The sequence below is a fragment of the Streptomyces sp. NPDC002144 genome, from assembly GCF_053593695.1.
The window spans coordinates 35064-58910 of sequence record NZ_JBSFDB010000038.1 but is presented as its reverse complement, the minus strand read 5'-3'; the positions used below and the strand labels follow the sequence as shown (position 1 = coordinate 58910).

Annotated in this window: 21 protein-coding genes and 1 pseudogene; 16 read left to right on the top strand and 6 right to left on the bottom strand. The window is 69.9% G+C overall.

Annotated features, from left to right (window positions below; translation table 11 throughout):
- Window positions 1-3: 3 nt before the first annotated feature.
- Entirely contained in the window at window positions 4-1047 is a 1044-nt protein-coding gene (mgrA, locus tag ACWCQ1_RS39240) for an L-glyceraldehyde 3-phosphate reductase (protein ID WP_133047744.1), read from the bottom strand.
- A 228-nt stretch (window positions 1048-1275) separates the two neighbouring features.
- Here mgrA and ACWCQ1_RS39235 point away from each other — a divergent pair, with 228 nt between their 5' ends.
- On the top strand, window positions 1276-2232 hold the full coding sequence (locus ACWCQ1_RS39235) for an expansin EXLX1 family cellulose-binding protein (protein WP_358609060.1): 957 nt from the start codon (window positions 1276-1278) through the stop codon (window positions 2230-2232).
- Window positions 2233-2247: 15 nt separating this feature from the next.
- Here the strand turns inward: ACWCQ1_RS39235 and ACWCQ1_RS39230 are convergent, their stop codons facing one another.
- On the bottom strand, window positions 2248-3297 hold the full coding sequence (locus ACWCQ1_RS39230; protein WP_451028523.1) for a LacI family DNA-binding transcriptional regulator: 1050 nt from the start codon (window positions 3295-3297) through the stop codon (window positions 2248-2250).
- A 158-nt stretch (window positions 3298-3455) separates the two neighbouring features.
- On the opposite strand from ACWCQ1_RS39230, the gene ACWCQ1_RS39225 reads away from it, so the two are divergent.
- Window positions 3456-4772 carry a ferredoxin reductase family protein gene (locus ACWCQ1_RS39225; RefSeq protein ID WP_451028522.1) on the top strand — a complete coding sequence of 439 codons (1317 nt, stop codon included), beginning with the start codon at window positions 3456-3458 and terminating at the stop codon, window positions 4770-4772.
- 76 nt (window positions 4773-4848) lie between these two features.
- On the opposite strand, the gene ACWCQ1_RS39220 is transcribed toward ACWCQ1_RS39225, so the two are convergent.
- Entirely contained in the window at window positions 4849-5370 is a 522-nt protein-coding gene (locus ACWCQ1_RS39220; protein WP_133047740.1) for a pyridoxamine 5'-phosphate oxidase family protein, read from the bottom strand.
- A gap of 339 nt (window positions 5371-5709) precedes the next feature.
- Here ACWCQ1_RS39220 and ACWCQ1_RS39215 point away from each other — a divergent pair, with 339 nt between their 5' ends.
- The 8 genes from ACWCQ1_RS39215 (at window position 5710) to ACWCQ1_RS39180 (ending at window position 13965) form a co-directional block, all read left to right on the top strand.
- Entirely contained in the window at window positions 5710-6774 is a 1065-nt protein-coding gene (locus ACWCQ1_RS39215) for a sugar ABC transporter substrate-binding protein (protein WP_133047739.1), read from the top strand.
- Between the two features lie 46 nt (window positions 6775-6820).
- Entirely contained in the window at window positions 6821-8386 is a 1566-nt protein-coding gene (locus ACWCQ1_RS39210; protein WP_451028521.1) for a sugar ABC transporter ATP-binding protein, read from the top strand.
- Window positions 8379-9419, top strand: coding sequence for an ABC transporter permease (locus ACWCQ1_RS39205; RefSeq protein WP_133047737.1), 1041 nt, complete (start codon window positions 8379-8381; stop codon window positions 9417-9419). The genes ACWCQ1_RS39210 and ACWCQ1_RS39205 overlap by 8 nt, the downstream gene beginning before the upstream one ends.
- Before the next feature lie 92 nt (window positions 9420-9511).
- Window positions 9512-10837, top strand: a complete 1326-nt coding sequence (locus ACWCQ1_RS39200) for an L-fuconate dehydratase (RefSeq protein ID WP_451028520.1) — start codon at window positions 9512-9514, stop codon at window positions 10835-10837.
- A complete protein-coding gene (locus tag ACWCQ1_RS39195) occupies window positions 10830-11717 on the top strand; it encodes an amidohydrolase family protein (protein WP_451028519.1) in 888 nt (295 codons plus the stop codon). The genes ACWCQ1_RS39200 and ACWCQ1_RS39195 overlap by 8 nt, the downstream gene beginning before the upstream one ends.
- Before the next feature lie 12 nt (window positions 11718-11729).
- The gene (locus ACWCQ1_RS39190; protein WP_451028518.1) at window positions 11730-12167 is read left to right on the top strand and encodes an RbsD/FucU family protein; all 438 of its coding nucleotides are present in this window, start codon (window positions 11730-11732) and stop codon (window positions 12165-12167) included.
- Window positions 12164-13207, top strand: coding sequence for a zinc-dependent alcohol dehydrogenase (locus ACWCQ1_RS39185; RefSeq protein ID WP_358609083.1), 1044 nt, complete (start codon window positions 12164-12166; stop codon window positions 13205-13207). Before ACWCQ1_RS39190 ends, ACWCQ1_RS39185 begins: the two co-directional genes overlap by 4 nt.
- Window positions 13204-13965, top strand: coding sequence for an SDR family oxidoreductase (locus tag ACWCQ1_RS39180; protein WP_451028517.1), 762 nt, complete (start codon window positions 13204-13206; stop codon window positions 13963-13965). Before ACWCQ1_RS39185 ends, ACWCQ1_RS39180 begins: the two co-directional genes overlap by 4 nt.
- Before the next feature lie 14 nt (window positions 13966-13979).
- Here ACWCQ1_RS39180 and ACWCQ1_RS39175 read toward each other — a convergent pair whose 3' ends face one another.
- Complete coding sequence (locus ACWCQ1_RS39175) at window positions 13980-15191, bottom strand: RNA-guided endonuclease InsQ/TnpB family protein (RefSeq protein ID WP_451028516.1); 1212 nt, start codon at window positions 15189-15191, stop codon at window positions 13980-13982.
- A 161-nt stretch (window positions 15192-15352) separates the two neighbouring features.
- On the opposite strand from ACWCQ1_RS39175, the gene ACWCQ1_RS39170 reads away from it, so the two are divergent.
- The 4 genes from ACWCQ1_RS39170 to ACWCQ1_RS39155 are packed head-to-tail and all read left to right on the top strand — an operon-like array spanning window position 15353 to window position 18759.
- Entirely contained in the window at window positions 15353-15982 is a 630-nt protein-coding gene (locus tag ACWCQ1_RS39170) for a bifunctional 4-hydroxy-2-oxoglutarate aldolase/2-dehydro-3-deoxy-phosphogluconate aldolase (protein ID WP_358609092.1), read from the top strand.
- On the top strand, window positions 15979-17016 hold the full coding sequence (locus ACWCQ1_RS39165; RefSeq protein ID WP_358609095.1) for a sugar kinase: 1038 nt from the start codon (window positions 15979-15981) through the stop codon (window positions 17014-17016). Before ACWCQ1_RS39170 ends, ACWCQ1_RS39165 begins: the two co-directional genes overlap by 4 nt.
- Window positions 17017-17038: 22 nt before the next feature.
- Window positions 17039-18037 (top strand): aldo/keto reductase, encoded by a 999-nt coding sequence (locus ACWCQ1_RS39160; protein ID WP_451028515.1) that lies wholly within the window; start codon window positions 17039-17041, stop codon window positions 18035-18037.
- A 2-nt stretch (window positions 18038-18039) separates the two neighbouring features.
- Window positions 18040-18759 (top strand): FadR/GntR family transcriptional regulator, encoded by a 720-nt coding sequence (locus ACWCQ1_RS39155; RefSeq protein WP_451028514.1) that lies wholly within the window; start codon window positions 18040-18042, stop codon window positions 18757-18759.
- Window positions 18760-18855: 96 nt separating this feature from the next.
- Here the strand turns inward: ACWCQ1_RS39155 and ACWCQ1_RS39150 are convergent, their stop codons facing one another.
- Entirely contained in the window at window positions 18856-21087 is a 2232-nt protein-coding gene (locus ACWCQ1_RS39150) for an alpha-L-fucosidase (RefSeq protein WP_451028513.1), read from the bottom strand.
- A 325-nt stretch (window positions 21088-21412) separates the two neighbouring features.
- On the opposite strand from ACWCQ1_RS39150, the gene ACWCQ1_RS39145 reads away from it, so the two are divergent.
- Window positions 21413-22141 (top strand): FadR/GntR family transcriptional regulator, encoded by a 729-nt coding sequence (locus tag ACWCQ1_RS39145; protein ID WP_133047725.1) that lies wholly within the window; start codon window positions 21413-21415, stop codon window positions 22139-22141.
- 91 nt (window positions 22142-22232) lie between these two features.
- Here ACWCQ1_RS39145 and ACWCQ1_RS39140 read toward each other — a convergent pair.
- Window positions 22233-22882: pseudogene (locus ACWCQ1_RS39140) on the bottom strand (class II fructose-bisphosphate aldolase); the annotation flags it as partial.
- A gap of 146 nt (window positions 22883-23028) precedes the next feature.
- Here ACWCQ1_RS39140 and ACWCQ1_RS39135 point away from each other — a divergent pair.
- Entirely contained in the window at window positions 23029-23817 is a 789-nt protein-coding gene (locus ACWCQ1_RS39135; RefSeq protein ID WP_358605360.1) for a DeoR/GlpR family DNA-binding transcription regulator, read from the top strand.
- Window positions 23818-23847: the final 30 nt, after the last annotated feature.

Here is a 23847-nt window from a genome sequence, read left to right as displayed (position 1 = left end):
GCGTCAGCCCAGGTTTCCCAGTCGGGCGTCGCGCCAGAGATCCACCCCGCCGTCGGTGGCGTACCTGTCGATCTCGGCCAGTTCCTCGGCGGTGAAATCGAGGTGGTCGAGGGCGGCCACGTTCTGCTCCAACTGCTCGGTGCTGGAAGCACCGATGACGAGGGAGGTGACACGCGGGTCGCGCAGGGCCCAGGCCAGGGCCATCTGGGCCAGGGTCTGGCCGCGGCGTCCGGCGATGTCATTGAGGGCGTTCAGACGCTCGCGCATGTCATCGGTCAGCCAGGCGGCGTCCAAGGACGTGCCGCGCGACGCGCGCGAGCCCTCGGGGATCCCGTCGAGGTAGCGGCCGGTCAGCAGGCCCTGCGCGAGAGCGGTGAAGCCGATGACGCCGAAGCCCTCCTCCTGAGCCGCGTCGAGCAGCCCGTCCGTCTCGATCCACCGGTTGAGCATGCTGTACGACGGCTGGTGGATGAGAAGGGGAGTGCCCAGGTCCCGGAGGATCGCGGCCGCCTGCCGAGTGCGGTCGGCGTCGTAGGAGGAGATCCCGACGTAGAGGGCCTTGCCCTGACGGACCGCGGTGTCGAGCGCGCCCATCGTCTCCTCCAGGGGCGTGCTCGCGTCCAGCCGGTGGGAGTAGAAGATGTCGACGTAGTCCAGACCCATGCGCTGCAGGGATTGGTCCAGCGAGGCCAGCACGTACTTCCGCGAGCCACCGCCCTGGCCGTAGGGTCCGGGCCACATGTCCCAGCCAGCCTTGGTGGAGATCACGAGCTCGTCGCGGTACGGCGCGAGGTCCTGCTTGAGCAGACGCCCGAAGTTGCGCTCGGCGGAGCCGTAGGGCGGCCCGTAGTTGTTGGCCAGGTCGTGGTGGGTGACCCCGAGGTCGAAGGCGCGCAGGGCGATCTCGCGCTGCACTTCGAAGGGGCGGTCGTCACCGAAGTTGTGCCAGTAGCCGAGGGACAGGACGGGCAGGTCGAGTCCCGAGCGTCCGGTGCGCCGGTAACGCATGGGGCCGTCGTAGCGCTCGGGGTTCGCCACGTGGTTCATCGGATGGTCTCCGGGTGGTGCGATGCGGGATGCCCCGGGGGGCGGGAACCGTGCCCACCTTCCTCCGCCGTGATCGGGAAGTCCAACCCTTCCCGCGCATCGGATTCAGCAGCGTCGATTCTGAATCCGTGCAGGCGGGGCGTGCAAAAGAGTCCGGCAACCTTTTCGCCTCGGGCGGTCACTGAAGGGTGCACCATCAGCTCGCTCTCCCGAACGGACAGACAGACAATGCAGACAGCGAGGCAGGCCGCGCGGCGGCGCAGGCAGAGACGAAGGCTCGTGCTGGGCGCCACGGTGGGGTTGGGCGTCACCGGCGTTCTCGCCTACTTCGTCATGGGGCTGGTCCCGGACAGAAGGGCCGATGCGGTCACCGCCGCGGCCACGCCGGTCGCGACCACTGCGGTCAGATCCACCCCCACGGCCGAGACCGGCACTCCGGACGCGTCGGCCAGTGCCGCTTCCCCGACCGGCACGCCCAAGCCGACAGCTTCCGCGGCCACGCCCGCCGCGCGGAAGTCGGCCAAGGTCACCTCGCCGGCACCGCGCAGGACGGCCGCCACCACGTCGTCGGCAGGGCGGATCCAGCCCGGGACCTCCTACAAGGGAGTCGCCACCGCCTACGAGGCCAAGGACGGAGACGGTGCCTGTCTGTTCGGCCCGAGCCCCGACCTCATGATCGCGGCGATGAACACCACCGACTACGAGACGTCCAGGGCGTGCGGCGCGTACGTGCTCGTGCGCGCGGCCAACGGCAGGTCCATCACGGTACGGATCACCAATGAATGCCCGCTGCCCTGCGCTCCCGGACAACTCGACCTCAGCCAGCAGGCCTTCGCCAAACTCGCCGATCTCAGCGTCGGCCGGCTCGCGATCACCTGGAGCCTGGTGAGCCCCAGCTCGATCGGCACCATCTCCATCCGGTACAAGACGGGGTCCAGCGTCTACTGGTGCGGCATCCAGGTCATCGACCACCGAAACCCCGTGACGGGACTGGAGGTACGGACCGGGAGCGGCTGGCGGCGGCTGCCGCGGACCAGCTACAACTACTTCCTTTCCGCCGACGGCGCCGGGTGCGGCAGCTCCATCAGGATCACGGACATCTACGGCCAGCAACTGACCATCGGCGGCCTCGCCGTGAAGCCGAACGTCGTGCAGCACACCCAGGTGCAGTTCGCCCGGCACTGAGCACACAGGCCACCGCTACGGCCGTCGTGCATCCCTCGCCGGGCGCCGTGTGGACCGGCGAGGGATCAGTACCGGCTGTACGAGCCGGCGCCGGTCCACACCGGGGCGGCCGTTGATGACGGCGATCAGCAGGTCGACCGCCGCGTCGCCGGTGCGGTCCGGACGGAGGCTGAGCGTGGTGACGGGTGGGGTGGTCGTGGCGTAGTCGGGGTCCTCGCTGACGCAGGCCACCAGGAGATCCCGCGGTACCCGAAGACCGTGGTGGCGCGCGGCGGCCAGGATGTTGTGACCGGAGTCGGAGTAGACGCCGATGACGGCGTCCGGTCTCGGATCGTGGTCGAGCAGCCGGGCGACCGCCTCCTGTTCCGCCGTGAAGTAGTCGGGCATCGACGCGTACTCCTCCACCAGGACGGGCATGTCCTTTTCGGCGCACCAGAGCCGGTAGGCGTCGGCGATCAGGCGCGGGTACGCGTCGTCGTGCACGGGCAGGGTGAGCCCGATCCTCCGGGCACCGGAGTCCACGAGGTGGTCGAGCAGGAGCCGCAGACCAGTGTCGTGGTCGGCGTCGACCCACGCGTCGCACCAGTGCGCTTCGGGCGGCCGGCCTTCGCAGACCAGGGGGATGCCGCGCTCGTTCAGCAGGGAACGTACGTGGTCGTCCGCGCGTGGGCCGACGTGGATGACGCCGTCCATCGGAGTGTTCAGCCACATCCACGGCGACATCGAGTTCGGCATCACCTGCAGCAGGTAACCGCGCTGGTGTGCCGCCGCCATGGCAGCCAGCACCAGGTGTGCGTAGAACGGGATCTCGGTGTAGGGGACGGGCAGGTCGCCGTACGTGGTCATGGTCAGGCCGAGCACCCCGGTGGCGCCGCGGGCCCGGGCGCGGGCGGTGCTGGCGGGGGCGTAGCCGAGTTCGCCCGCTGCGGCCATGACGCGTTGCCTGGTCGCCTCGGAGAGCCGACCGGTGCCGTTGAGCGCGTTGGACACCGTGGCCGTGGAGACGCCGGCCCTGGCGGCCACGGCGTCCAGCGTGGGACGTCGCCAGACACGCGAACTCGTCATACGGACCCCACGTTCCCAACTGCCCTGTGACGCCTTGTGGTTAAGAGCTTAATCAGTCAGCGTGCCCGGCGACGGCCCCTGCTGCCGGTGGACGGGGCTGAAGCGTTGACACGTCACCAGGACATGAAGAGGACTCGGTGGAAGCGACACATACACAGGTGCGGCGAAGCACCACATCTCCGGTCGTTGCGGCGCGTCGGGCGCTGTGGACCTTCGTCGTCGCCAACTTGGTGATCGTCGAGGTGCTCTTCCTCACGGCAGGGACCGGTCAGAACGCAGTGCTCACGGCCGCCAAGTTCTTCGGCCTGCACGCCGCCGTACTGATGCTGTTCCAGCTGCTGCTGGTGGCACGGCTGCCGTGGCTCGACCGCCGCATCGGCATGGACCGGTTGACGCTGTGGCACCGATGGGTCGGCTTCACCCTGCTGTGGACCATCCTCGCCCATGCCGTCCTGGTGGTGCTGGGCTACGCGAAACTGAGTAGCTCGTCGGTACCGAAGACGTTCTCCTCGCTGGCCGATGTGCCGGCCTCCTTGCTGGGGATGTGTGCGGCGGCGATCGTCGTGGTGATCGCCGTGGTATCCGCCCGCTATGTGAGACGGCGGCTGCCCTACGAGGTCTGGCACGGCCTGCACCTGCTGCTGTACGTGGCATTGGGGCTGGCGTTCGTGCACCAGTTGCGGGAGACCACGACGTTCAGGTCCTCCGCGTTCGCGGAGATCTACTGGTGGGCCCTGTGGCTGTTCGCCTTCGGTGCCCTGATCGCGGGGCGGGTCGTCATGCCTCTGTGGCGCAACGTCTATCACCGCTTCGAGGTCGCCGCGGTGGTGGTGGAATCCGACAACGTGGTTTCGGTGCATGTCACCGGCCGCCGTCTCGACAGACTGCCGGTCCGGGCCGGGCAGTTCTGCATCTGGCGGTTTCCCGGGCACAACCCCTGGTGGCTGGCCAATCCGTTCTCCCTGTCGGCAGCGCCCGACGGCAGGACGCTGCGCCTGACCGCCAAGGCGCTCGGCAGCACCAGCGCCGGACTGCGGCACCTCGAGGTCGGCAGCCGCGCAGTCGTCGAGGGCCCGTACGGGGCGTTCACGTCACTGCACCGAACGCGGTCCGGTGCGTTGCTGATCGCAGGAGGCGTCGGTATCACGCCCATCCGCGCGCTGCTGGAGGAGGAATCGGCCGGTGATGTCGTCGTGCTGTACCGCGTGCGCAGTGAGAGTGACGCGGTCCTGGTCGACGAGGTGCGTTCGCTGGTGGCCCGCAGCGGCGGCCGGCTGCACCTGCTCACCGGCCGGCGGGGCGAGGGGGCGTCGCCCTTCGAGCCGGACGGTCTGCGGGCCCTGGTCCCGGACGTGGCCGAACGCGACGTGTACGTCTGCGGGCCGCCGGCGATGACGTCGGCCGTCCTCAGTGCCCTGCGCACGCTGGGGGTCTCCCGACGGCAGGTGCACGCGGAGCGGTTCGGCCTGGCCTGACGATGCGTTCATGGCAGCGGCTCCACGCGCGGTGACGATGCCTCGCCCGTTTCGCGTATCAGCGAGGGCGTGATCGTCACCGCCGCGGCCATGTGTAGCGGGTCTCGCTGAACGTCGGTAGCTTGCCGAAAGCGAATCCCACAGCGGGCTCGACGCGATACAGCCTGACCTCGCCGGCGACGACGGCCTCGCCCAACCCGTACCAGGTGCCCTCAGGGCTGGTCAGATGCGCGCCGTACTTGCGCTCGAAATCCGCAGCGGCCTGCTCACGCTCGGAGCGCCCGTCCACTGTGTATGCGGCGCCCTCGATGACGACGTCCACACCGGTCAGGGCATTCGTGCCGGTCGTCAGCACACAGCGGGGATTGCGTTCGAGATTTCGCGCCTTGCGCTCCTGGCCGCCGGTCGTGAAGCACAGTCCGCCCAGACTCCAGGCAGCCAACAGCGGCGTCACATGCGGTCGCCCCTCGGGCCGCACCGTGGACAGCCAGAACAACTCCGCCTCAGTGATGACCGCCAACGCCGACGCCCACGGTGTCGCTCGCGCACTTGGGGACGAGAAGGGTCCCAGGAAGACATCCGGTTCGCTGGTCAGCATGGTGTGGCCCCTGTCAGTCATGGTCAGCCGTGGTCGCCGGCGAGCCGGCGTCGTCTCCTGGTGATGACCCGGGTTCGCAGCGAAACTCATCGGTCGCGATCTCGACGCAAGAGACATCCCATCACAGATGGAGAACATTGATGGGATGGATATGGCTACGACATCCCATGTCGCGCCCTCCTCACCTCACCCCTCCCGCAAATCCCCTCCCGTTTCCGTCCCACCCCTAGACAACCCCGTGGGCCCCACTCTATAAACATCCCATCTCTCCACCAGCGACACCCAATCGTCGCACCGGCGTAACAACCCCGCCTCCGGGACAAGCGCGAGGAAGTACCCATGAGACTCAGAACCGCACTCAGCTCCACCGCGTCCGTCGTCTGCGCGCTGACGCTGCTCAGCGCGTGCAGCGGCGGCTCCGGCACCTCCGCCTCGTCGAGCGACAAGCCGCTCGTGGGCGTCGACTACCCGCGGTCCGACACCGACTTCTGGAACTCGTACATCAAGTACACGCCCGACTTCGGCAAGCAGCTCGGCCTGTCCCTCAAGACCACGAACTCCCAGAACGACGTAGCCAAGCTCACCGCCAACGCGCAGACGTTCATCAGCCAGGGCGTCAAGGGCATCGCGATGGCGCCGCAGGACACCGCGGCGATCGCGCCGACCCTGGCCCAGCTGGAGGCCAAGAAGATCCCCGTCGTCACCGTCGACACCCGTCCCGACAGCGGCAAGGTGTTCATGGTGGTGCGGGCCGACAACCGCGCCTACGGCGAGAAGGCCTGCCAGTTCCTCGGCACGAAGCTCGGCGGCAAGGGCAAGGTCGTCATGCTGGAGGGCGGCCTCGACTCGATCAACGGCCGTGACCGCACCGAGGCGTTCAACGACTGCATGAAGAAGAACTACCCCGGCATCAAGGTGTTCGGCGAGGCCACCAACTGGGACGGCGCGGTCGCCGCGCAGAAGCTGCAGACGGACCTCACCGCCAACCCGGACATCAAGGGCGTCTACATGGAGTCCAGCTTCGGTCTGTCCGGCACGCTGCAGGTGCTCAAGCAGAAGAACCTGCTGGTGGGTCCGAAGGACAAGAAGCACGTCTTCATCGTGTCCAACGACGGGATCCCCGAGGAGCTCAAGGACATCGCCGCGGGCAAGATCGACGCCACCGTCTCCCAGCCCGCCGACCTGTACGCCAAGTACGCCCTGTACTACCTGAAGGCGGCGATCGACGGGAAGACGTTCAAGCCGGGCAAGACCGATCACGACAGCACGATCATCAAGGTCCGTGACGGCCTGCTGGAGGACCAGCTCTCCGCTCCCCTGGTCACCGCCGACGGAGGCACCTACGGCGGCGTGGCCAGCGTCAAGAGCGACGACACGTCGCTGTGGGGCAACAACCTCGGCTGACCTGCCTTCCAGGGACCCAACGGCTATCCAGTACAAGGCGGTTGAGATGAGCGACGGGGAGCGTACTGTCACCCCCGCGCCCGCCCCGGCGGACGACGGGCGGGCCTCCGCGGCCCCGCCCGTCGTCGAGGCGGCGGGCATAGTCAAACGATTCGGTCCGACGGTCGCCCTCGACGGAGCCCGGATCACCATCAGGCCCGGCGAGACGCACGCGCTCGTCGGCCGCAACGGGGCCGGCAAGTCGACCCTCGTGTCCGTCCTGACGGGCCTGCAGGCCCCCGACGAGGGCACGGTCACCTTCGGCGGCGACCCCGCACCACGGCTCAGCGACCGCGACGCCTGGCGCCGGCGCGTGGCCTGTGTCTACCAGAAGTCGACGATCATCCCCACGCTGACCGTCGCCGAGAACCTCTTCCTGAACCGCCACCACCACGGCCGCAACCGGCTGATCAGCTGGGCCGGCGTCCGCGGCCGGGCGCAGGAGCTGCTGTCGGCGTGGTCGGTGGACGTCGACCCGCAGTCTCCGGCCGGCGAACTCAGCGTGGAACAGCGGCAGTTCGTCGAGATCGCCCGGGCGCTGTCCTTCGGGGCCCGGTTCATCATCCTCGACGAGCCCACCGCACAGCTCGACGCGGCGGCCATCAACCGGCTCTTCGACCGCATCCGCGACCTGCAACGCCAGGGCGTCACCTTCCTGTTCATCAGTCACCACCTCCAGGAGGTCTACGAGATCTGCGACATGGTGACGGTGTTCCGCGATGCCCGGCACATCGTGACCGCGCCGGTCGCCGAACTGCCCCGGGCCGAGCTGGTCGCCGCCATGACCGGTGAGGCCGCGGCCGACCGGCGGCAGGAGCGCGCCGGCAGCCGGGACGAGAACGCCGCACCCGCGCTGTCCGTACACGCCCTGGGCAGCGACGACACCTACACCGACGTCACCTTCCAGGTGGGCGCCGGTGAGATCGTCGGTCTCGCGGGTGCCGCCGCCAGCGGACGGACGGAGGTCGCCGAGACCGTCGTAGGACTGCGGGCCGCGGCGACCGGGGAGCTGGAGATCGCCGGGCGCCGGCCCCGGCCGGGCAGCGTGCCCGCCGCGCTCGCCGCAGGCGCCGGGTTCGTCCCGCAGGACCGACATCACCAGGGATTCGTGCCGGACATGTCGATCGCCGACAACGCGACCTTGTCCGTGCCCAAGCGGCTCGGGAAGAACGGCTTCCTCAGCCGCGGCCGCCGGGACCGGCTCGCCGAGGGCATGATCGAGAACCTGGCGATCAAGACCCCCGGACCGGAACTGCCCGTCTCCGCCCTCTCGGGCGGCAACCAGCAGAAGGTCGTCATGGCGCGCGCCCTGGCCGACGACCCCCGACTGCTGGTCCTGATCAACCCGACCGCCGGCGTGGACGTGCGCTCCAAGGAGTTCCTCCTCGGCAAGGTCGAGGAGACCGCCGAGTCCGGCACCGGAGTGCTCATCGCCTCCGACGAACTCGACGACCTGCGCATGTGCGACCGGATCCTGGTGATGTTCCAGGGCCGGGTCACGACCGAGATACCCCGCGGCTGGCACGACCACGACCTCGTGGCCGCGATGGAAGGAGTGGACCTCAATGCCTGAAACCGTCCTCGCGGACGCCGCCGCCCAGTCCGTCGACCCCGGGCACAAGCGCACCGCGCTGCTCGGCGGCCGGATCCCGCTGGCCCGGCTGCGCGATCTGGCGCTCGTCCCGGCGATCGTCGTCATCGCGATCGTGGGCCAGATCGTCAACCCGGTCTTCCTGCAGGCCGACAACCTCATCAACGTCCTGCAGACCATGTCCGAGATGGCCCTGCTGGTCCTCGCCCAGACGATGATCCTGATCGTCAAGAAGATGGACCTCTCCCTGGAGTCCACGATGGGCCTGGCCCCCGGCGTCGCGGCCTGGCTGGTCGTCCCGGCCGGCGCCGGACACGGACTCGGTCTGCTCCCCGGCGCCTGGGCCGTCCCCATCACCCTCGCCGTGGGCGCGCTCGTCGGCGTGATCAACTCGCTGCTGATCATCCGTTTCGGCCTCAACGGCTTCATCGTCACGCTCGGCATGCTGATCGTGCTGCGCGGCATCCTCACCGGCATCTCCGGCGGCCAGACCTTCTTCCAGTTGCCGCAGTCGATGCTCTACGCCGGCACCGCCGAATGGTTCGGCATGCCCGCCTCCATCTGGATCTGCCTGGCCCTGTTCGCCGTCGCGATCGTGGTGCTCGGCTGGACCAGCTTCGGCCGCTCGCTGTACGCCATCGGCGGCAACGTCGACGCGGCGAAGGCGGCCGGCATCCGCACCGACCGGGTGCTGTGGATCGTCATCGTCACCGGCAGCGTGCTCGCCGCCCTCGCCGGGCTGATGCTCTCCGGACGCCTCGCCTCGGTCGCCTCCGCACAGGGCAACGGCTACATCTTCACCGTCTTCGCCGCCGCCGTCATCGGAGGCATCAGCCTCAACGGCGGCAAGGGCACCATGTTCGGCGCGTTCTGCGGCATCCTGCTGCTCTTCATGATCCAGAACGTGCTGACGCTGGCCGGTGTCCCGGCCCAGTGGATCGGCGCCCTCAACGGCCTGATCATCCTGGTCGCCCTCGCCATCTCCCGCATCACCGGCGGCAAGGTCCAGGAGTGACCCGGGCGGCCCGTCGGCCGCCCGACCTCCGCCACGTTCACGTCTCGTCGCAAGGGGACCCGTCTCCCTTGCCCCTCACAGGAGTTGCCGCCATGTCCTCCCCCGTTCCCGCATCCGCCCGCATCACCGCCCTGGACGTCCTGGACGTGCGGTTCCCCACCTCCGAGCACCTCGACGGCTCCGACGCGATGAACCCCGAGCCCGACTACTCCGCCGCCTACGTGATCCTGCGCACCGACGCGGGCGACGGACTGGAGGGCCACGCCCTGGCCTTCACCACCGGACGCGGCAACGACGCCCAGGCCGCCGCCATCGCCACCCTCGCCCCACACGTGGTGGGCCTGTCGGTGGAGCAGGTCTGCTCCGACCTCGGCGCGTTCTCCCGCTCCCTCGTCCACGACCCGCAACTGCGCTGGCTGGGACCGGAGAAGGGCGCCATCCACATGGCGACCGGCGCGGTCGTCAACGCCGCCTGGGACCTGGCCGCCAAGCGCGCGGGCAAGCCCGTGTGGCGCTTCCTGGGCGAGATGTCGCCGGAGGAGCTGGTCGCCCAGGTGGACTTCCGCTGGCTGTCCGATGCCCTCACTCCCGACGAAGCGCTCGACATCCTGCGCCGGGCCGAACCGGGCCGCGAGCAGCGCATCGCCCGCCTCCTCGACCAGGGCTACCCCGCCTACACGACCACCCCCGGCTGGCTCGGCTACTCCGACGAGAAGCTGGCCCGCCTCGCCCACGAGGCCGTCGCGGACGGCTTCACGCAGATCAAGCTGAAGGTCGGCGCATCCCTGGAGGACGACATCCGGCGCCTGCGCGTCGCCCGCGAGGCCGTCGGCCCGGACATCCGCATCGCGGTGGACGCCAACCAGAGGTGGGACGTCCAGCCCGCCATCGACTGGATGCGCGCCCTGGCCCCCTACGACCCGTACTGGATCGAGGAGCCCACCTCCCCCGACGACATCCTCGGCCACGCCGCCGTCCGCAAGGCGCTCACCCCCATCAAGGTCGCCACCGGCGAGCACATCGCCAACCGGGTGGTCTTCAAGCAGCTGCTGCAGGCCGGCGCGGTCGACATCGTGCAGATCGACTCCGCCCGCGTCGGCGGCGTCAACGAGAACATCGCCATCCTGCTGCTGGCAGCGAAGTTCGGCGTGCCGGTCTGCCCGCACGCCGGCGGCGTCGGCCTGTGCGAGATGGTGCAACACCTGTCGATGTTCGACTACATCGCCGTCTCCGGCACCACCGAGGACCGGGTCATCGAGTACGTCGACCACCTGCACGAGCACTTCGTGGACCCGGTCCGCATCGTCGACGGCCACTACCTCGCGCCGACGCTGCCCGGACTGAGCGCCCAGATGCACCCCGCCTCCCTCAAGGAGTACAGCTACCCCGACGGCCCCGTCTGGTCCACCCGTGTCTGAACCCCTCCCCCTGGTCGACGCCCACCACCACGTGTGGGACCTGGACCGCCGACCCCAGCCATGGCTGGACGAGCCCGGTCTCGAGCCGATCCGCCGCAGCCACGGCATCGAGGACCTGCGACGGGCCGCCGACCGGCCCCTCGCGGGGCACCGGCTGACCAGCACGGTGGTCGTGCAGTGCGTGACGGCCGTGGAGGAGACGGCGGACCTGCTCGACCTCGCCGGCCGGGACCCACTGATCGGCGCCGTGGTCGGCTGGGCGGATTTGACGTCCCCCACGATCGGCGACGTACTCGACGAACTGCGCGCCCAGCCAGGGGGCGGGTACCTGCGGGCCCTGCGCCACCTGGTGCAGGGCGAGTTGGACCCGGAGTGGCTGCAGCAGCCGTCCGTCGAACAGGGCCTGCGCGCCGTACAGGACCGGGACCTCGGCTACGACGTGCTCATCCGCAGTCACCAGTTCCCCCAGGCCATCCGCCTCGCCCAGCGCTTCCCCGACCTGCCGCTCGTCCTGGACCACGCCGGCAAACCACCCATCGGACAGCCCTCGTTGTCCGACTGGGCGCGCGATGTGCACGCGCTGGCGCGCTACCCGCAGGTGCGGTGCAAGGTCTCGGGGCTGATCACCGAGGCCAACCACCACACGTGGACGATCGATGACATCCGCCCCGTCCGGGACACCCTCCTGGCCGCCTTCGGCCCCGAGCGGCTGATGTTCGGCTCCGACTGGCCCGTCTGTGTCCTCGCCGGAGGGTGGTCCCGCTGGGCGGCCACCGTCGAGCACCTGCTGGACGACTGCTCGCCGCACGAGAGACACGCGGTGCTCTGCGAGACGGCCACCGCCTTCTACCGCCTGTCCGACCACGAGAACGACACATAAGGAGAGGACACCGTGCTGCTGACCGAACTGCTGCACCCCGGCATCCTCGAAGCACTGGCCGGAGCCGGGCACGGCGCCCGTGTCCTGCTCGCCGACGGCCACTACCCCGCCAGCACCGCCGTCGGCGAACGAGCAAGAACCGTCCACCTCAACCTGGCACCCGGCACCCTCGACGTCACCACCGTCCTGGACGTGCTGTTGCGCGCCCTGCCCGTGGAGTCGGCGCAGGTGATGGTGCCGCCCGACGGCGAGCCGGAGCCGCCGGCCATCGCCGAGTACCGCTCCCGACTGGCACCGCTCCCCGTCGACACCCTCGACCGCTTCGCGTTCTACGACGGCGCCCGCTCCCCCGACCTGGCCCTCGCCGTCGTCACCGGCGACACCCGTACCTACGCCAACCTGCTGCTGACCATCGGCGTCCGCGCGGAAGGGACCCTGACCCCACGATGACTCTCGCCGTCCGCTACACCTCCGCCCGCACCCTGGACACCGCGCCCGCCGCCGGCTCCGAGCCCGGCCCGGGCGAGGTGGAACTCGCCCCCGCCTACGTCGGCATCTGCGGCACCGACCTGCACATCTTCCACGGAGACATGGACGCCCGGGTGGCCACGCCCGCCGTACTGGGACACGAGATGGCGGGCAGGATCGTCCGCGTCGGACCCGGCGTCGAGGGCTGGCGGCCCGGGGACGCGGTGACCGTGATGCCGCTGCGCTGGGACGGTACCTGCCCGGCCTGCCGCGCCGGCCACCAACACATCTGCCAGCACCTGGACTTCATCGGCATCGACTCCCCCGGCGCCATGCAGCAGCGCTGGACGGTGCCCGCCTCCACCCTCATACGGCTGCCCGCCACCCTCCCGCTGGACCACGCCGCGCTCGTCGAACCGACCGCGGTCGCGGTGCACGACGTGGGCCGGGCGGCGGTGAAGAACGGCGAGAAGGTCGTCGTGGTCGGCGGCGGACCCGTCGGCATCCTCATCGCCCTGGTCGCCCGTGCCGCCGGCGCCGAGGTACGCGTGGTCGAACTCAACGCCCACCGCAGGCTGCTGGCCGAGGAGTTGGGCCTGAGCACCTGGGACCCGGCCGCCACCGACATCACCGAACTCGTCCAGCAGTGGACGGGCGAGGCGGGAGCGGACGTCGCCTTCGAGGTCTCCGGTGCGGCGGGCGGTGTGGACACCGCGGTCGACGCCCTCGGCGTGCGGGGCCGGTTGTGCCTGGTCGCCATCCACCCAAGGCCCCGCGAGATCAACCTGCACCGCTTCTTCTGGCGCGAACTCACCCTCGTGGGCGCGCGATTGTACGACCGCGGCGACTTCGAGCGGGCCGTCGCGCTGGTCGCCGACGGCACCATCCCCGCTCAGCGGCTCATCACCAAGATCGTGCCGATGACCGAGGCACCGGCCGCCTTCGAGGCGTTGGAGAGCGGCGGAGACGTGATGAAGATCCTCGTGGACTGCACCGACGAGGCCCAGGGAGCCGCCGTATGAGCATCTTCGACCTCACCGGGAAGCTCGCCGTCGTCACCGGCGCCCGACGCGGCATCGGCCGGGCGATGGCCCGCGCGCTCGCCGAGGCCGGCGCGGATGTGATCGGCGTCAGCGCCAACCTGGAACAGTCCGGGAGCCAGGTGGAGAAGGACGTCGTCGCCGCCGGGCGCTCGTTCGAGGCGATCCGCACCGACTTCGCCGACCCAGCCGCCGTACGCGCCCTGGGTGAGAACCTCGCCGGACGCGAACGCCCGGTGGACATCCTCATCAACAACGCCGGCACCATCCGCCGCACCCCCGCCGCCCAACACAGCGATGAGGACTGGGAGTTGGTCCTGCAGGTCAACCTCAGCGCGCAGTTCGCGCTCACCCGGGCCGTGGGCGCCACGATGGTGGAGCGTGGACACGGGAAGGTCGTCTTCACCGCCTCCCTGCTCAGCTACCAGGGCGGGATCACCGTCCCCGGCTACACCGCCGCCAAGCACGGCATCGCCGGTCTCACCAAGGCACTGGCCAACGAGTGGGCGTCCCACGGCGTCAACGTCAACGCCATCGCCCCCGGCTACATCGCCACCGACAACACCCAGGCGCTGCAGGACGACCCGGCGCGCAGCAAGGCCATCCTGGAGCGCATCCCGGCCGGACGCTGGGGCAGCGCCGACGACCTCGCCGGCGCCACCGTCTTCCTCGCCTCCCCCGCCGCCGACTACATCCACGGCACGATCCTGCCCGTCGACGGCGGATGGCTCGGACGTTGACTTCCTCCCCCGCCCTAAAGGTGGGGGATTCCAGCGGTCGCCCGCTGGGTTTCCTGCTTCACCGACGACCGCCCCGTCCGGGAGGACTCCCGTTGAGGTCTTACACCGTCTCCACAGGCAGAAGCCGCCAGCCCGGCGGCCAGGATGTTGCGTGCCGCGTTCACGTCACGGTCATGCACCGCGCCGCACTGCTCGCACGTCCACGCGCGGACGTTCAGCGGCAGCTTCGCCGCGACCGTGCCGCAGCCCCCGCACAGCTTGCTGGAGGGGAAGAAGCGGTCGATCACGACGAGTTCGCGCCCGTACCAGGCGCACTTGTACTCCAGCATGGAGCGCAGGTCCGTCCAGGCGGCATCGGAAATGGCGCGCGCCAGGCGCCCGTTCTTCAGCAGGTTGCGGACGGTGAGGTCCTCGATCACGACCACTTGGTTCTCGCGGACGAGTCGAGTCGACAGCTTGTGCAGGAAGTCGCGGCGCCGGTCAGCGATCCGCGCGTACACCTTGGCGACCTTGCGCCGGGCCTTGGCCCGGTTCGCCGAGCCCTTCGCCTTGCGCGCCAGCTCCCGCTGCGCGCGGGCGAGACGGGCGCGGTCACGGCGTTCGTGCCGGGGGTTGGTGATCTTCTCCCCGGTGGACAGGGTCACCAGGGAGGTGATCCCGGCGTCCAGGCCGACCGCCGCGGTGGTGGCCGGGGCCGGGGCGATGGTGTCCTCGACGAGCAGGGACACGAACCAGCGGCCCGCCGCATCCCGGGACACGGTCACCATGGTCGGCACCGCACCCTCAGGCAGCGGACGCGACCAGCGGATGTCCAGGGGCTCCGCCATCTTCGCCAGCGTGAGCTTCCCCTCGCGCCAGGTGAAGGCGCTGCGGGTGTACTCGGCCGACGACCGGGACTTCTTCCGGCTCTTGTACCGGGGGTACTGCGCGCGCTTGGCGAAGAAGTGGGCGAACGCCGTCTGCAGATGACGCAGCGCCTGCTGCAGCGGGACGGAGGACACCTCGGCCAGGAAGGCGAGTTCCTCGGTCTTCTTCCACTCGGTCAGCGCGGCGGAGGACTGCACGTAGGAGATGCGGCGCTGCTCGCCGTACCAGGCCCGGGTGCGCTCCTCCAGCGCCTTGTTGTACACCAGGCGGACGCAGCCGAACGTGCGCGACAGCTCCGCCGCCTGCCCGTCCGTGGGGTAGAAGCGGTACTTGAACGCCCGCTTGACCTGCTCCACCATACTTCACACCGTATCAGCTCCTGTGTGAGCCATGGTGGTCGGCCGGCTGCCGGCGAACGCCGGTCCGCCCTGACAGCGAACCGGCTCTTCCTGCCCTACTCCGCAGGGACTTCGCTTCCTCCCCCGGCTGAAGCCGGGGGTATCCACGAAGGAGGGCCCCAATGACCACCGACCTGGCCGCCGTACTGGCGGGGTCGCGTCTCCTGCCCGTGCTCACCGTGCCGTCCGTCGCGAGTGCCGGCCCCCTGGCCGACGCGCTCGCGGCGGGCGGCGCCCGCTGTGCGGAGGTCACCTTCCGCACACCCGACGCCGAACAGGTCGTCAAGGCGATGGCGGCCCACGGCGCTCTGACCGTCGGCGCCGGGACCGTGCTCAGCGCGCAGCAGGCGGAACGGGCCGTGACGGCCGGGGCCCAGTTTCTCGTCTCGCCCGGTCTCGACGAGGAAGTCATCGCCAAGGCATGGGAGTTGGAGGTACCGGTCGTGCCGGGCGTGGCGACGGCGACCGAGTTGATGCGCGCGTTGCGGGCGGGCCTCGACACGGTCAAGCTGTTCCCCGCCGAACCGCTCGGCGGCACCGCGATGCTCCGCGCCTTGGCCGCCCCCTTTCCTCAGGCGCGCTTCGTCCCGACCGGCGGCATCGGGCCCGACCAGCTGTCCGCCTACCTCGGCCACCCCTCGGTCCTCGCCGTGGGCGGCAGCTGGATCGCCGCGCCCGGCCATCTCGATCGCGCCGCGTACGACGAGATCCGCCGGTTGACCGCCGAGGCAGTGGAGAGGACGGCACCGTGACCGATGTGATCGCCCTGGGTGAGGTGATGCTGCGGTTCGACCCCGGTGAGGGCCGGATCCGTACCGCCCGCAGCTTCCAGGTCTGGGAGGGCGGCGGCGAGTACAACGTGGTACGCGGACTGCGCCGCTGTTTCGGACTGCGCACCGCCGTGGTCACCGCCCTCGTCGACAACGCGGTCGGCCGGCTCGTGGAGGACCTGATCCTCCAGGGCGGAGTCGACACCTCGCACCTTCGCTGGGTCACGGCGGACGGCATGGGGCGCACAGCCCGCAACGGCCTGAACTTCGTCGAGCGCGGCTTCGGCGTCCGTGGGGCGCTGGGCGTCAGCGACCGCGCGAACACCGCCGTCTCCCACCTGCGCAAGGGGGACATCGACTGGGACGCGGTGTTCTCGGGCGGGGTGCGCTGGTTCCACACGGGCGGGATCTTCGCAGGACTGTCCGACACCACCGTCGACGTCGCCGACGAGGCCATGGCGGCCGCCCGTCGGCACGGCGTCACCGTCTCCTACGACCCCAACTTCCGGCCCAGCCTGTGGGACGGCCGGGGTGGCGCCGAACGGGCCCGCGAGACCGACCTGCGCCTGGCCCGGCACGCCGACGTCGTCGTGGGTGCCCTCGGACTAGCGGGCCCGCATCCGGGCGCCGTGCGGTTGACCCGCGACGAGGTACCCGACGCGCTCGCCGCGGTCGCGACCCGGATGCCGCAGGCGAGAGTGCTGGCGACGACTCTGCGCGAAGTGCCCTCGGCCGGGGTCAACGACTGGTCCGCGCTCGCCTGGTCACCCGAGACCGGTCTGGTCAGCGGCCCTAACATGCCCGGTCTGCACGTCCTGGACCGGATCGGCTCCGGTGACGCCTTCGCCGCGGGCCTCATCTACGGGCTGCTCACCGGTGCCGGCCTGGAACGCGCCCTCGCCTACGGCACCGCCCACGGCGCCCTGGCCATGACCACGCCCGGTGACGTCTCGATGGCCACCCTCGCCGAGGTCGAGGCCCTTCTCGCCGGCGTCACGGCTCACGTCCGACGCTGAACGACCCCGTCAGGAGCACCCCTTGCGCCACCGTAAGATCCCCAGCACCACCGTCGAGGTCACCGAACTCGGCTTCGGCGCCTCCGTCATCGGCAACCTCTACCGCACCACCACCGCCGAGGACGCCGCCGCCGCCCTCGACACCGCCTGGGACGCCGGCATCCGCTACTACGACACCGCCCCCCACTACGGCCTCGGCCTCTCCGAACACCGCCTCGGCGCCGCCCTGCGCGACCGGCCCCGCCAGCAGTACGTCATCTCCTCCAAGGCCGGCCGCCTCCTCGTCCCCAACGACCACCCCACAGGCGTCGACACCGAGGGCTTCGTCGTCCGCGACGACCTGCGCCGCCACTGGGACTTCAGCCGCGACGGTGTCCTGCGCTCCCTCGAGGACACACTGAAGCGCACCGGCCTGGACCGCCTCGACATCGTCTACCTCCACGACCCCGACGACCACTGGCCCCAGGCCGCCGACGAAGCCATGCCCGCCCTGGCCGAACTGCGCGATCAAGGCGTCATCGGAGCCATCGGCGCCGGCATGAACCAGTCCGCCCTGCTCGCCCGCTTCCTGCGCGAGACCGCCGCCGACGTGGTGATGCTCGCCGGCCGCTACACCCTCCTCGACCAGTCCGCCCTCGACGACGTCCTGCCCGCCGCCCAGGAACACGGCAAGAGCGTCGTCGCCGTCGGCGTCTTCAACTCCGGCCTGCTCGCCCGCGACCGCCCCACCGAAGGCATGAAGTACGACTACCAGGCCGCCCCACCCGAACTCGTCGACCGCGCCCGCGCCATCGCCGACGTCTGCGAGGCCCACGGCACCACCCTGCCCGCCGCCGCCATCGCCTTCCCCCTCACGCATCCCAGCGTCATCAACGTCACGCTCGGCATGCGCGACCCCGCACAGGTCCGGCGCAACGCGCGGCTGCACCAACAGCGGATCCCCCAGGAACTCTGGCACGACCTGCGTGACCGAGGGCTCCTCCGCCTCGAGACCCCCTTCGCACCCGGCGGGAGGAGTTGACCGTGTCCCTGACCGACAAGGCGATCACCCAGATCCGCCAACTCATCGCCTCCGGGGTTCTGCCTCCGGGCGCGAAACTGCCTCCGGAGCCCGAGCTGGCCGCCCAGCTCGGGCTCTCCCGCAATCTCGCACGCGAGGCGGTGAAGGCGCTGTCCGTGGCGCGCGTGCTGGAGATCAGACGGGGCGACGGCACGTACGTCACCAGCCTGCAGCCGAGCCTGCTGCTCGAGGGCCTCGGCGGAGCGGTGGAACTGCTCCAGGGCGATCCCGGTGCGGTACTGGACCTCATGGAGGTGCGACGGCTGCTCGAGCCCGCCGCCACCGCCCTGGCCGTCGCCCGGCTGACGGACGACGGACTGGCGGAGGTGAAGCGGCATCTGGACGCCATGCGCGAGGCGCGCGACGACGTCGAGCGGCTCAACGCGCACGATGTGGCGTTCCACCGTGCCATCGTGGACGTCACCGGCAACGAAACGCTGATCACCCTGCTGGAGGGCATCTCGGGCCGCACCCTGCGCGCCCGGATCTGGCGTGGTCTGGTGGACTCCCGCGCGGCGGCCCGTACGCTCGCGGAGCACGAGGCGATCTACGCTGCCCTGGCCGCACGTGACGCCGTGCTGTGCCATGCCGCGGCCCTGGTGCACGTCAACAACACCGAGCAGTGGCTGCGGCAGCACCTGGAGTCCACGGAGGCCTTGTCGATGACGGGATCAGATGAGTGAGACGAAGGCGTCCGCGCCGCCGCGACGGAGAGCGAGGGGATGCCCGGACGGTTCTCCGTCCGGGCATCCCCTCGGTTCGCCGCCTTCACGCCCGTGTCACTGGGCGGTGAAGGTCCACAGCAGGTTGGTGCTGCTGCCGTAGCCCCACTGCTTGGTGACCGAACCGGAGGCCACGCTCCCGCCGCCGTCCAGGACGAGGCCGGTGGCCCGGTTGGCGATGGTGCACATGCCCTCACCGCGGTGGGTGACCGCCCACTGCTGGTTGTTGCTGCCGCTCCACGCCGCCTGCCGTGCCGCGGAGCCGTTGGACGTGGCGCCCCAGCCGTCGGCGACCATGCCGTTGGTCCGGTTGACCAGCTTGTAGTAGCCGCCGCCGACCTCGACGAGCTGCCACTGGAGGTTGGGGCTGCCGTCCCACGTGTACTGCTTCAGGTTTGACCCCGACGCGACGTTCCCGCCGCTGTCCAGGGCCAGACCGTCGGTGACATTGGTGATGCGGAAGTACGTGGCCGGATTGAACTGCACCTTCAGGGAGGTGATCTGGTCGTTCTGACCGGTGACCCGGAGGTCGGGGTTGTCGGCGGTGAAGGTCCAGGACGTGCCGGTGAAGTTGTCGCCGCTGTAGGCGATGATCTGGTTCCCGGCCGCCAGCTTCAGGGAGGAGATGCTCTGTGCATCCAGCCCGGCCAGCTGCAGCTGGTCGGCCGTGTAGGTGCCGGGGTCGAGCACCGCGTAGTTCGCGGAGTAGTTGACGTCCTGGTAGACCAGGGCACCGACCGCCGGCTTCAGCGGGGGGATCGGGCCGGAGAAGCTGAGCTTGAGGACGTAGGCGCCCGCGGAGTACGGCGCCGAGGACGGCAGCGACACGGTCAGCCCGGAGGAGTCCTGCGTCGGGGCGGCCAGGTTGATGTAGGTGCCGGCCGTCGAGTCGAGCAGCTTCACCGAGGTGAGCGAGGAGAGGCTGATGCGGTCCGAGCTCAGGGTCTTGATCTTCAGTGAACTGCCGGGCCAGCCGAGGACGGTGGCGTACAGCACCGTGTTGCCCTTGCTGCGGGTGAAGCGGATGTCCTGCGCGGTGCCGACGAGCGGGGCGGTGAACGCGCCCCCTCCCATCCGGGTCGGGCCCTCGCCGTACTGCGTCCAGGCCCGGGTCGCGTACATCGACTCCCCGAAGCGCTTCAGATAGTCGCCGATACCCAGCAGCACGTCCTTCTGCCCCTGGGGGATCGTGCCGTCGGCCATCGGCGCGATGTTCAGCAGCATGTTGCCGTTCTTGCTGACCCGGTCGATCAGGGAATGCAGCATCTGCTGGGTGCTGTAGTAGCCGATGCCCTGCGTGTAGCACCAGCTGGAGCTGGAGATGCTGTCGTCGGTGAGCCAGTAGGGCGCGGTCAGGTCGGCCGGGCCGCCCCGCTCGTAGTCGAAGACCTCGCCGTGGCCGTTGAAGCCGTCCTTGTAGGTGGCGACGACCTCTTTGCCCCAGGAGTTGGCCTGGTTGTAGTAGTACGACAGGAAGTTCAGGCGCTGGGTCTCGTCGACCTTGTTCAGATCGAAGTCCTCCCAGAGGATGTCCGGTTGGGCGCGGTCGATGACTTCCTTGAGCTTGTCGTACCAGAGCTGGTTCTCGGCGGTGGAGCCCAGCTGTCCGTAGAGCTTCTTCAGGCTGGGGTCGGTCTGGGCGGGCACGTGGTCGTAGTACCCGTTGAAGTTGTACGCGTGATGCATCGCCACCAGCAGCTTCAGGTTCTTGGCCCGGATCGCCGTGGTGAACAGCTTCAGCAGGTCGAGCTTGGGGCCCTTGGCGACCGAGTTCCACTCGTTGACCTGCGAGTCCCACATGGAGAATCCGTCGTGGTGCTCCGCGACGGGTCCCGCGAACTTCGCCCCGGCGTCGACGAAGAGCTGGGCCCATTCGTCGGGGTCGAAGTTCCCTCCGGCGGACTTGAGCTTGGGTGCGAACTGGGTGAACTGGCCCGACTTGTCGTTCGCTCCGTTGATGAAGTTGTGGTACGGCCACACCGAGGGGTCGCCGTAGGTCGCGATGTGGTGGGTGTTGGCGTTGCTCCCGCCGATGTACATGTTGCGCGGGTACCACTCGCTGTCGTAGGCCGGGACGCTGAAGACGCCCCAGTGGAAGTAGATCCCGAACTTGGCGTCCTGGAACCACTCCGGAGCGGGCGGGTGCTGGTTGACCGAACTCCACGTGGCCGTGTAGGTGCTGGGGGCGGCCTGCGCACTGCCGGCGCCGAACACTCCCCCTGCGACGGCTGCCGCCGCCACACAGGTGGCACCGGCGAGGAACTGACGTCTGTTGATCGAACTGGGCATGGGGCATCCCTGTGACGGACGGAAGCAGACAGAAGACGTGCGACCGGCACCACGCCCACCACCCGCTGCGCCGGTTGTTACGGAAGAAGGTCCGCCATGTGTCCTCGCCATGTCAACGGGCGTGCAGGGATGAAAATAGCTTCTCACCTGCGATTTTCTCCCGAAAAGTCTCCTTCGACCTGGTATGCTCATCGTCAAACATACAATGTCTTCGGGCTCTGGGGCCGCGCCACGACCTCCCCGGTATCATCAGCGCCACACCTGACGCGCCGCCGCGGCAACCGGCGTACCGGACCGCTGGACGCACTCACGGAAGGAGCTCACGTTGTCCCTGACGGACAGGGCCATCGGGCAGATCCGTGAGCTCATCCGCTCCGGCGCACTCCCGCCGGGCGCGAAGCTTCCCCCGGAGCCGGAGCTCGCCGCGCAGCTCGGCCTCTCCCGCAACCTCGCCCGCGAGGCGGTCAAGGCACTGGCCGTGGCCCGGGTCCTCGAGGTACGGCGAGGCGACGGCACGTACGTGACGAGCCTCCAGCCCAGCCTGCTGCTCGAAGGACTCGGCGGTGCGGTGGAGCTGCTGCAGAGCGACACGGGTGCCCTGCTGGACCTCATGGAAGTCCGCCGGCTGCTCGAACCACTCGCCACCGGACTGGCCGCCGCCAGGATCACCGATGAGCAACTGGCGGAGGTCAAGGGCCACTTGGACGCGATGCGGGAGGCGAGCGACGACGTCGAGCGGCTCAACGCCCACGACGCGGCCTTCCACCGCGCCGTCGTGGCCGCCACCGGCAACGAAAGCCTGCTGACCTTGCTCGAAGGCATCTCGGGTCGCACCCTGCGCGCCCGCATCTGGCGGGGCCAGCTGGACGACCAGTCCTCCGGACGGACCCTCGCCGAACACGAGGCGATCTACAAGGCCCTCCTCACCCGCGACGCCGCGGTGAGCCAGGCAGCGGCCCTGCTCCACGTCAGCAACACCGAGCACTGGCTGCGAGAACACCTGCGTGCGGCCGGTTCCACACAGGAGAACGGGACGCCGGAGAAGCAGGACTGACGGTCCGCCGGTCCTAACCGCCGTTCGACAGGGTCCGCCCCCGACGCGAACGCGTCGGCCATGGCCCGGCACGCCGCGGTGAGGGCCGGCCGGGGTCGACAGCGGTGGGCGCGGCGGCGAGTGCCTCGCGTACCGCGCCCGTGAAAGCGACGTTCAGCACCGTGCCGATGTTGATCTTGACCATGCCGCCCGCCACCGCCCGTCGAAGCTCCGCGTCGGGCACTCCCGTCGAGCCGTGCTGGACCAGCGGCACGGGGACGGCCTCCGCGGGGCGGGTGATGAGGTGCTGATCCAGCCGGGCGGTGCGCGTGGTCATCGCGTGGGAGCTGCCGACCGCGACGGCCAGTGTGTCGACCCCGGTGGCGGAGACGAAGGCGCGTGCCTGTTCGGGATCGGTGCGTACCCCGGGTGCGTGCGCTCCGTCCTTGCCGATCTCGCCGAGTTCCGCCTGCACCCGCAGGCCCCGGGAGTGCGCCCACCGCGTCGCGTCGCGTGTGGCGGCGACGTTCTCCGCGTGCGGCAGCGCGGACGCGTCGAACATGACGGATCCGAACCCACAGTCCGCGGCGCGGCGCAGCAGCGCTTCGTCGGTGACGTGGTCGAGGTGCAGCGCAACGGGGACGACTGTCGCCTCGGCGAGCGCGGCGTGGCGCAGGCTATCGGGGCGAGCCGACCGCCGTGGAACCGTGCGGCGTTCTCGCTGATCTGACAGATGACCGGGCGGTCCGCGGTTCCCGCCCCGGGATCACGGCGCGCGGTCGCGAGAAAAGTTTGGCAAATGCGCAGTATTTTGCTCGTTTGGAAGCCATAAAATACCCAATCACACACCATGGTTTCATGGAGATGCGCACATCGTTGCGCACAACAGCGACAGAGAGTTGTGAGACATGGCGGCACCGCAGGCCCGGTGGAGCGCACTGCTCGAGATGCTCACCCGCGACGGGCGGATCGAAGTCGAGGCAGCGGCCGAGGAGTTGCAGGTCTCCGCCGCGACGATCAGGCGCGACCTCGACGAGCTGGCCCGCCAGCAGATGGTCACCCGCACGCACGGCGGAGCCGTGATCAACGCGATCGCATACGACTTGCCGCTGCGCTACAAGGCCGCGCGCAACGCTCCGGAGAAGGAGCGGATCGCGCACGCGGCCGCCGGGCTGGTGAAGGCCGGCGCCGTGGTGGGGTTGAACGGCGGCACCACGACCACCGAGGTGGCGCGGGCACTGGCCACTCGCGCCGACCTGAGTTCCGGCGGTGCGGAGACGGCGGTCACCGTGGTGACCAACGCGCTGAACATCGCGAACGAGTTGGTCGTACGCCGCCACGTGAAGCTCGTGGTGACCGGCGGGGTGGCCCGACCGGCGTCCTATGAGCTGATCGGGCCGCTGGCCACCGAACTGCTCGCGGAGATCGCGCTGGATCAGGTCTTCATCGGGGTGGATGCCATCGACGTGGCCCACGGGGCGACCGCCCACCACGAGGGCGAGGCCAGCATCAACCGGGCGCTGGCCCGCCGGGCGCAGCAGGTCGTCGCGGTCGCCGACGCCTCCAAGCTGGACCGGCGGGCCTTCGCCCGTATCTGTCCGGTGGAGGACATCGACATCCTGGTGACCGACAAGGCCGCCTCGGACCAGCTGACCGAGTCGTTCACGGCGGCCGGCGTCGAGGTCATCCGCGCCTGACACCACATGCCGCTGCCCCGACCGCGGTGT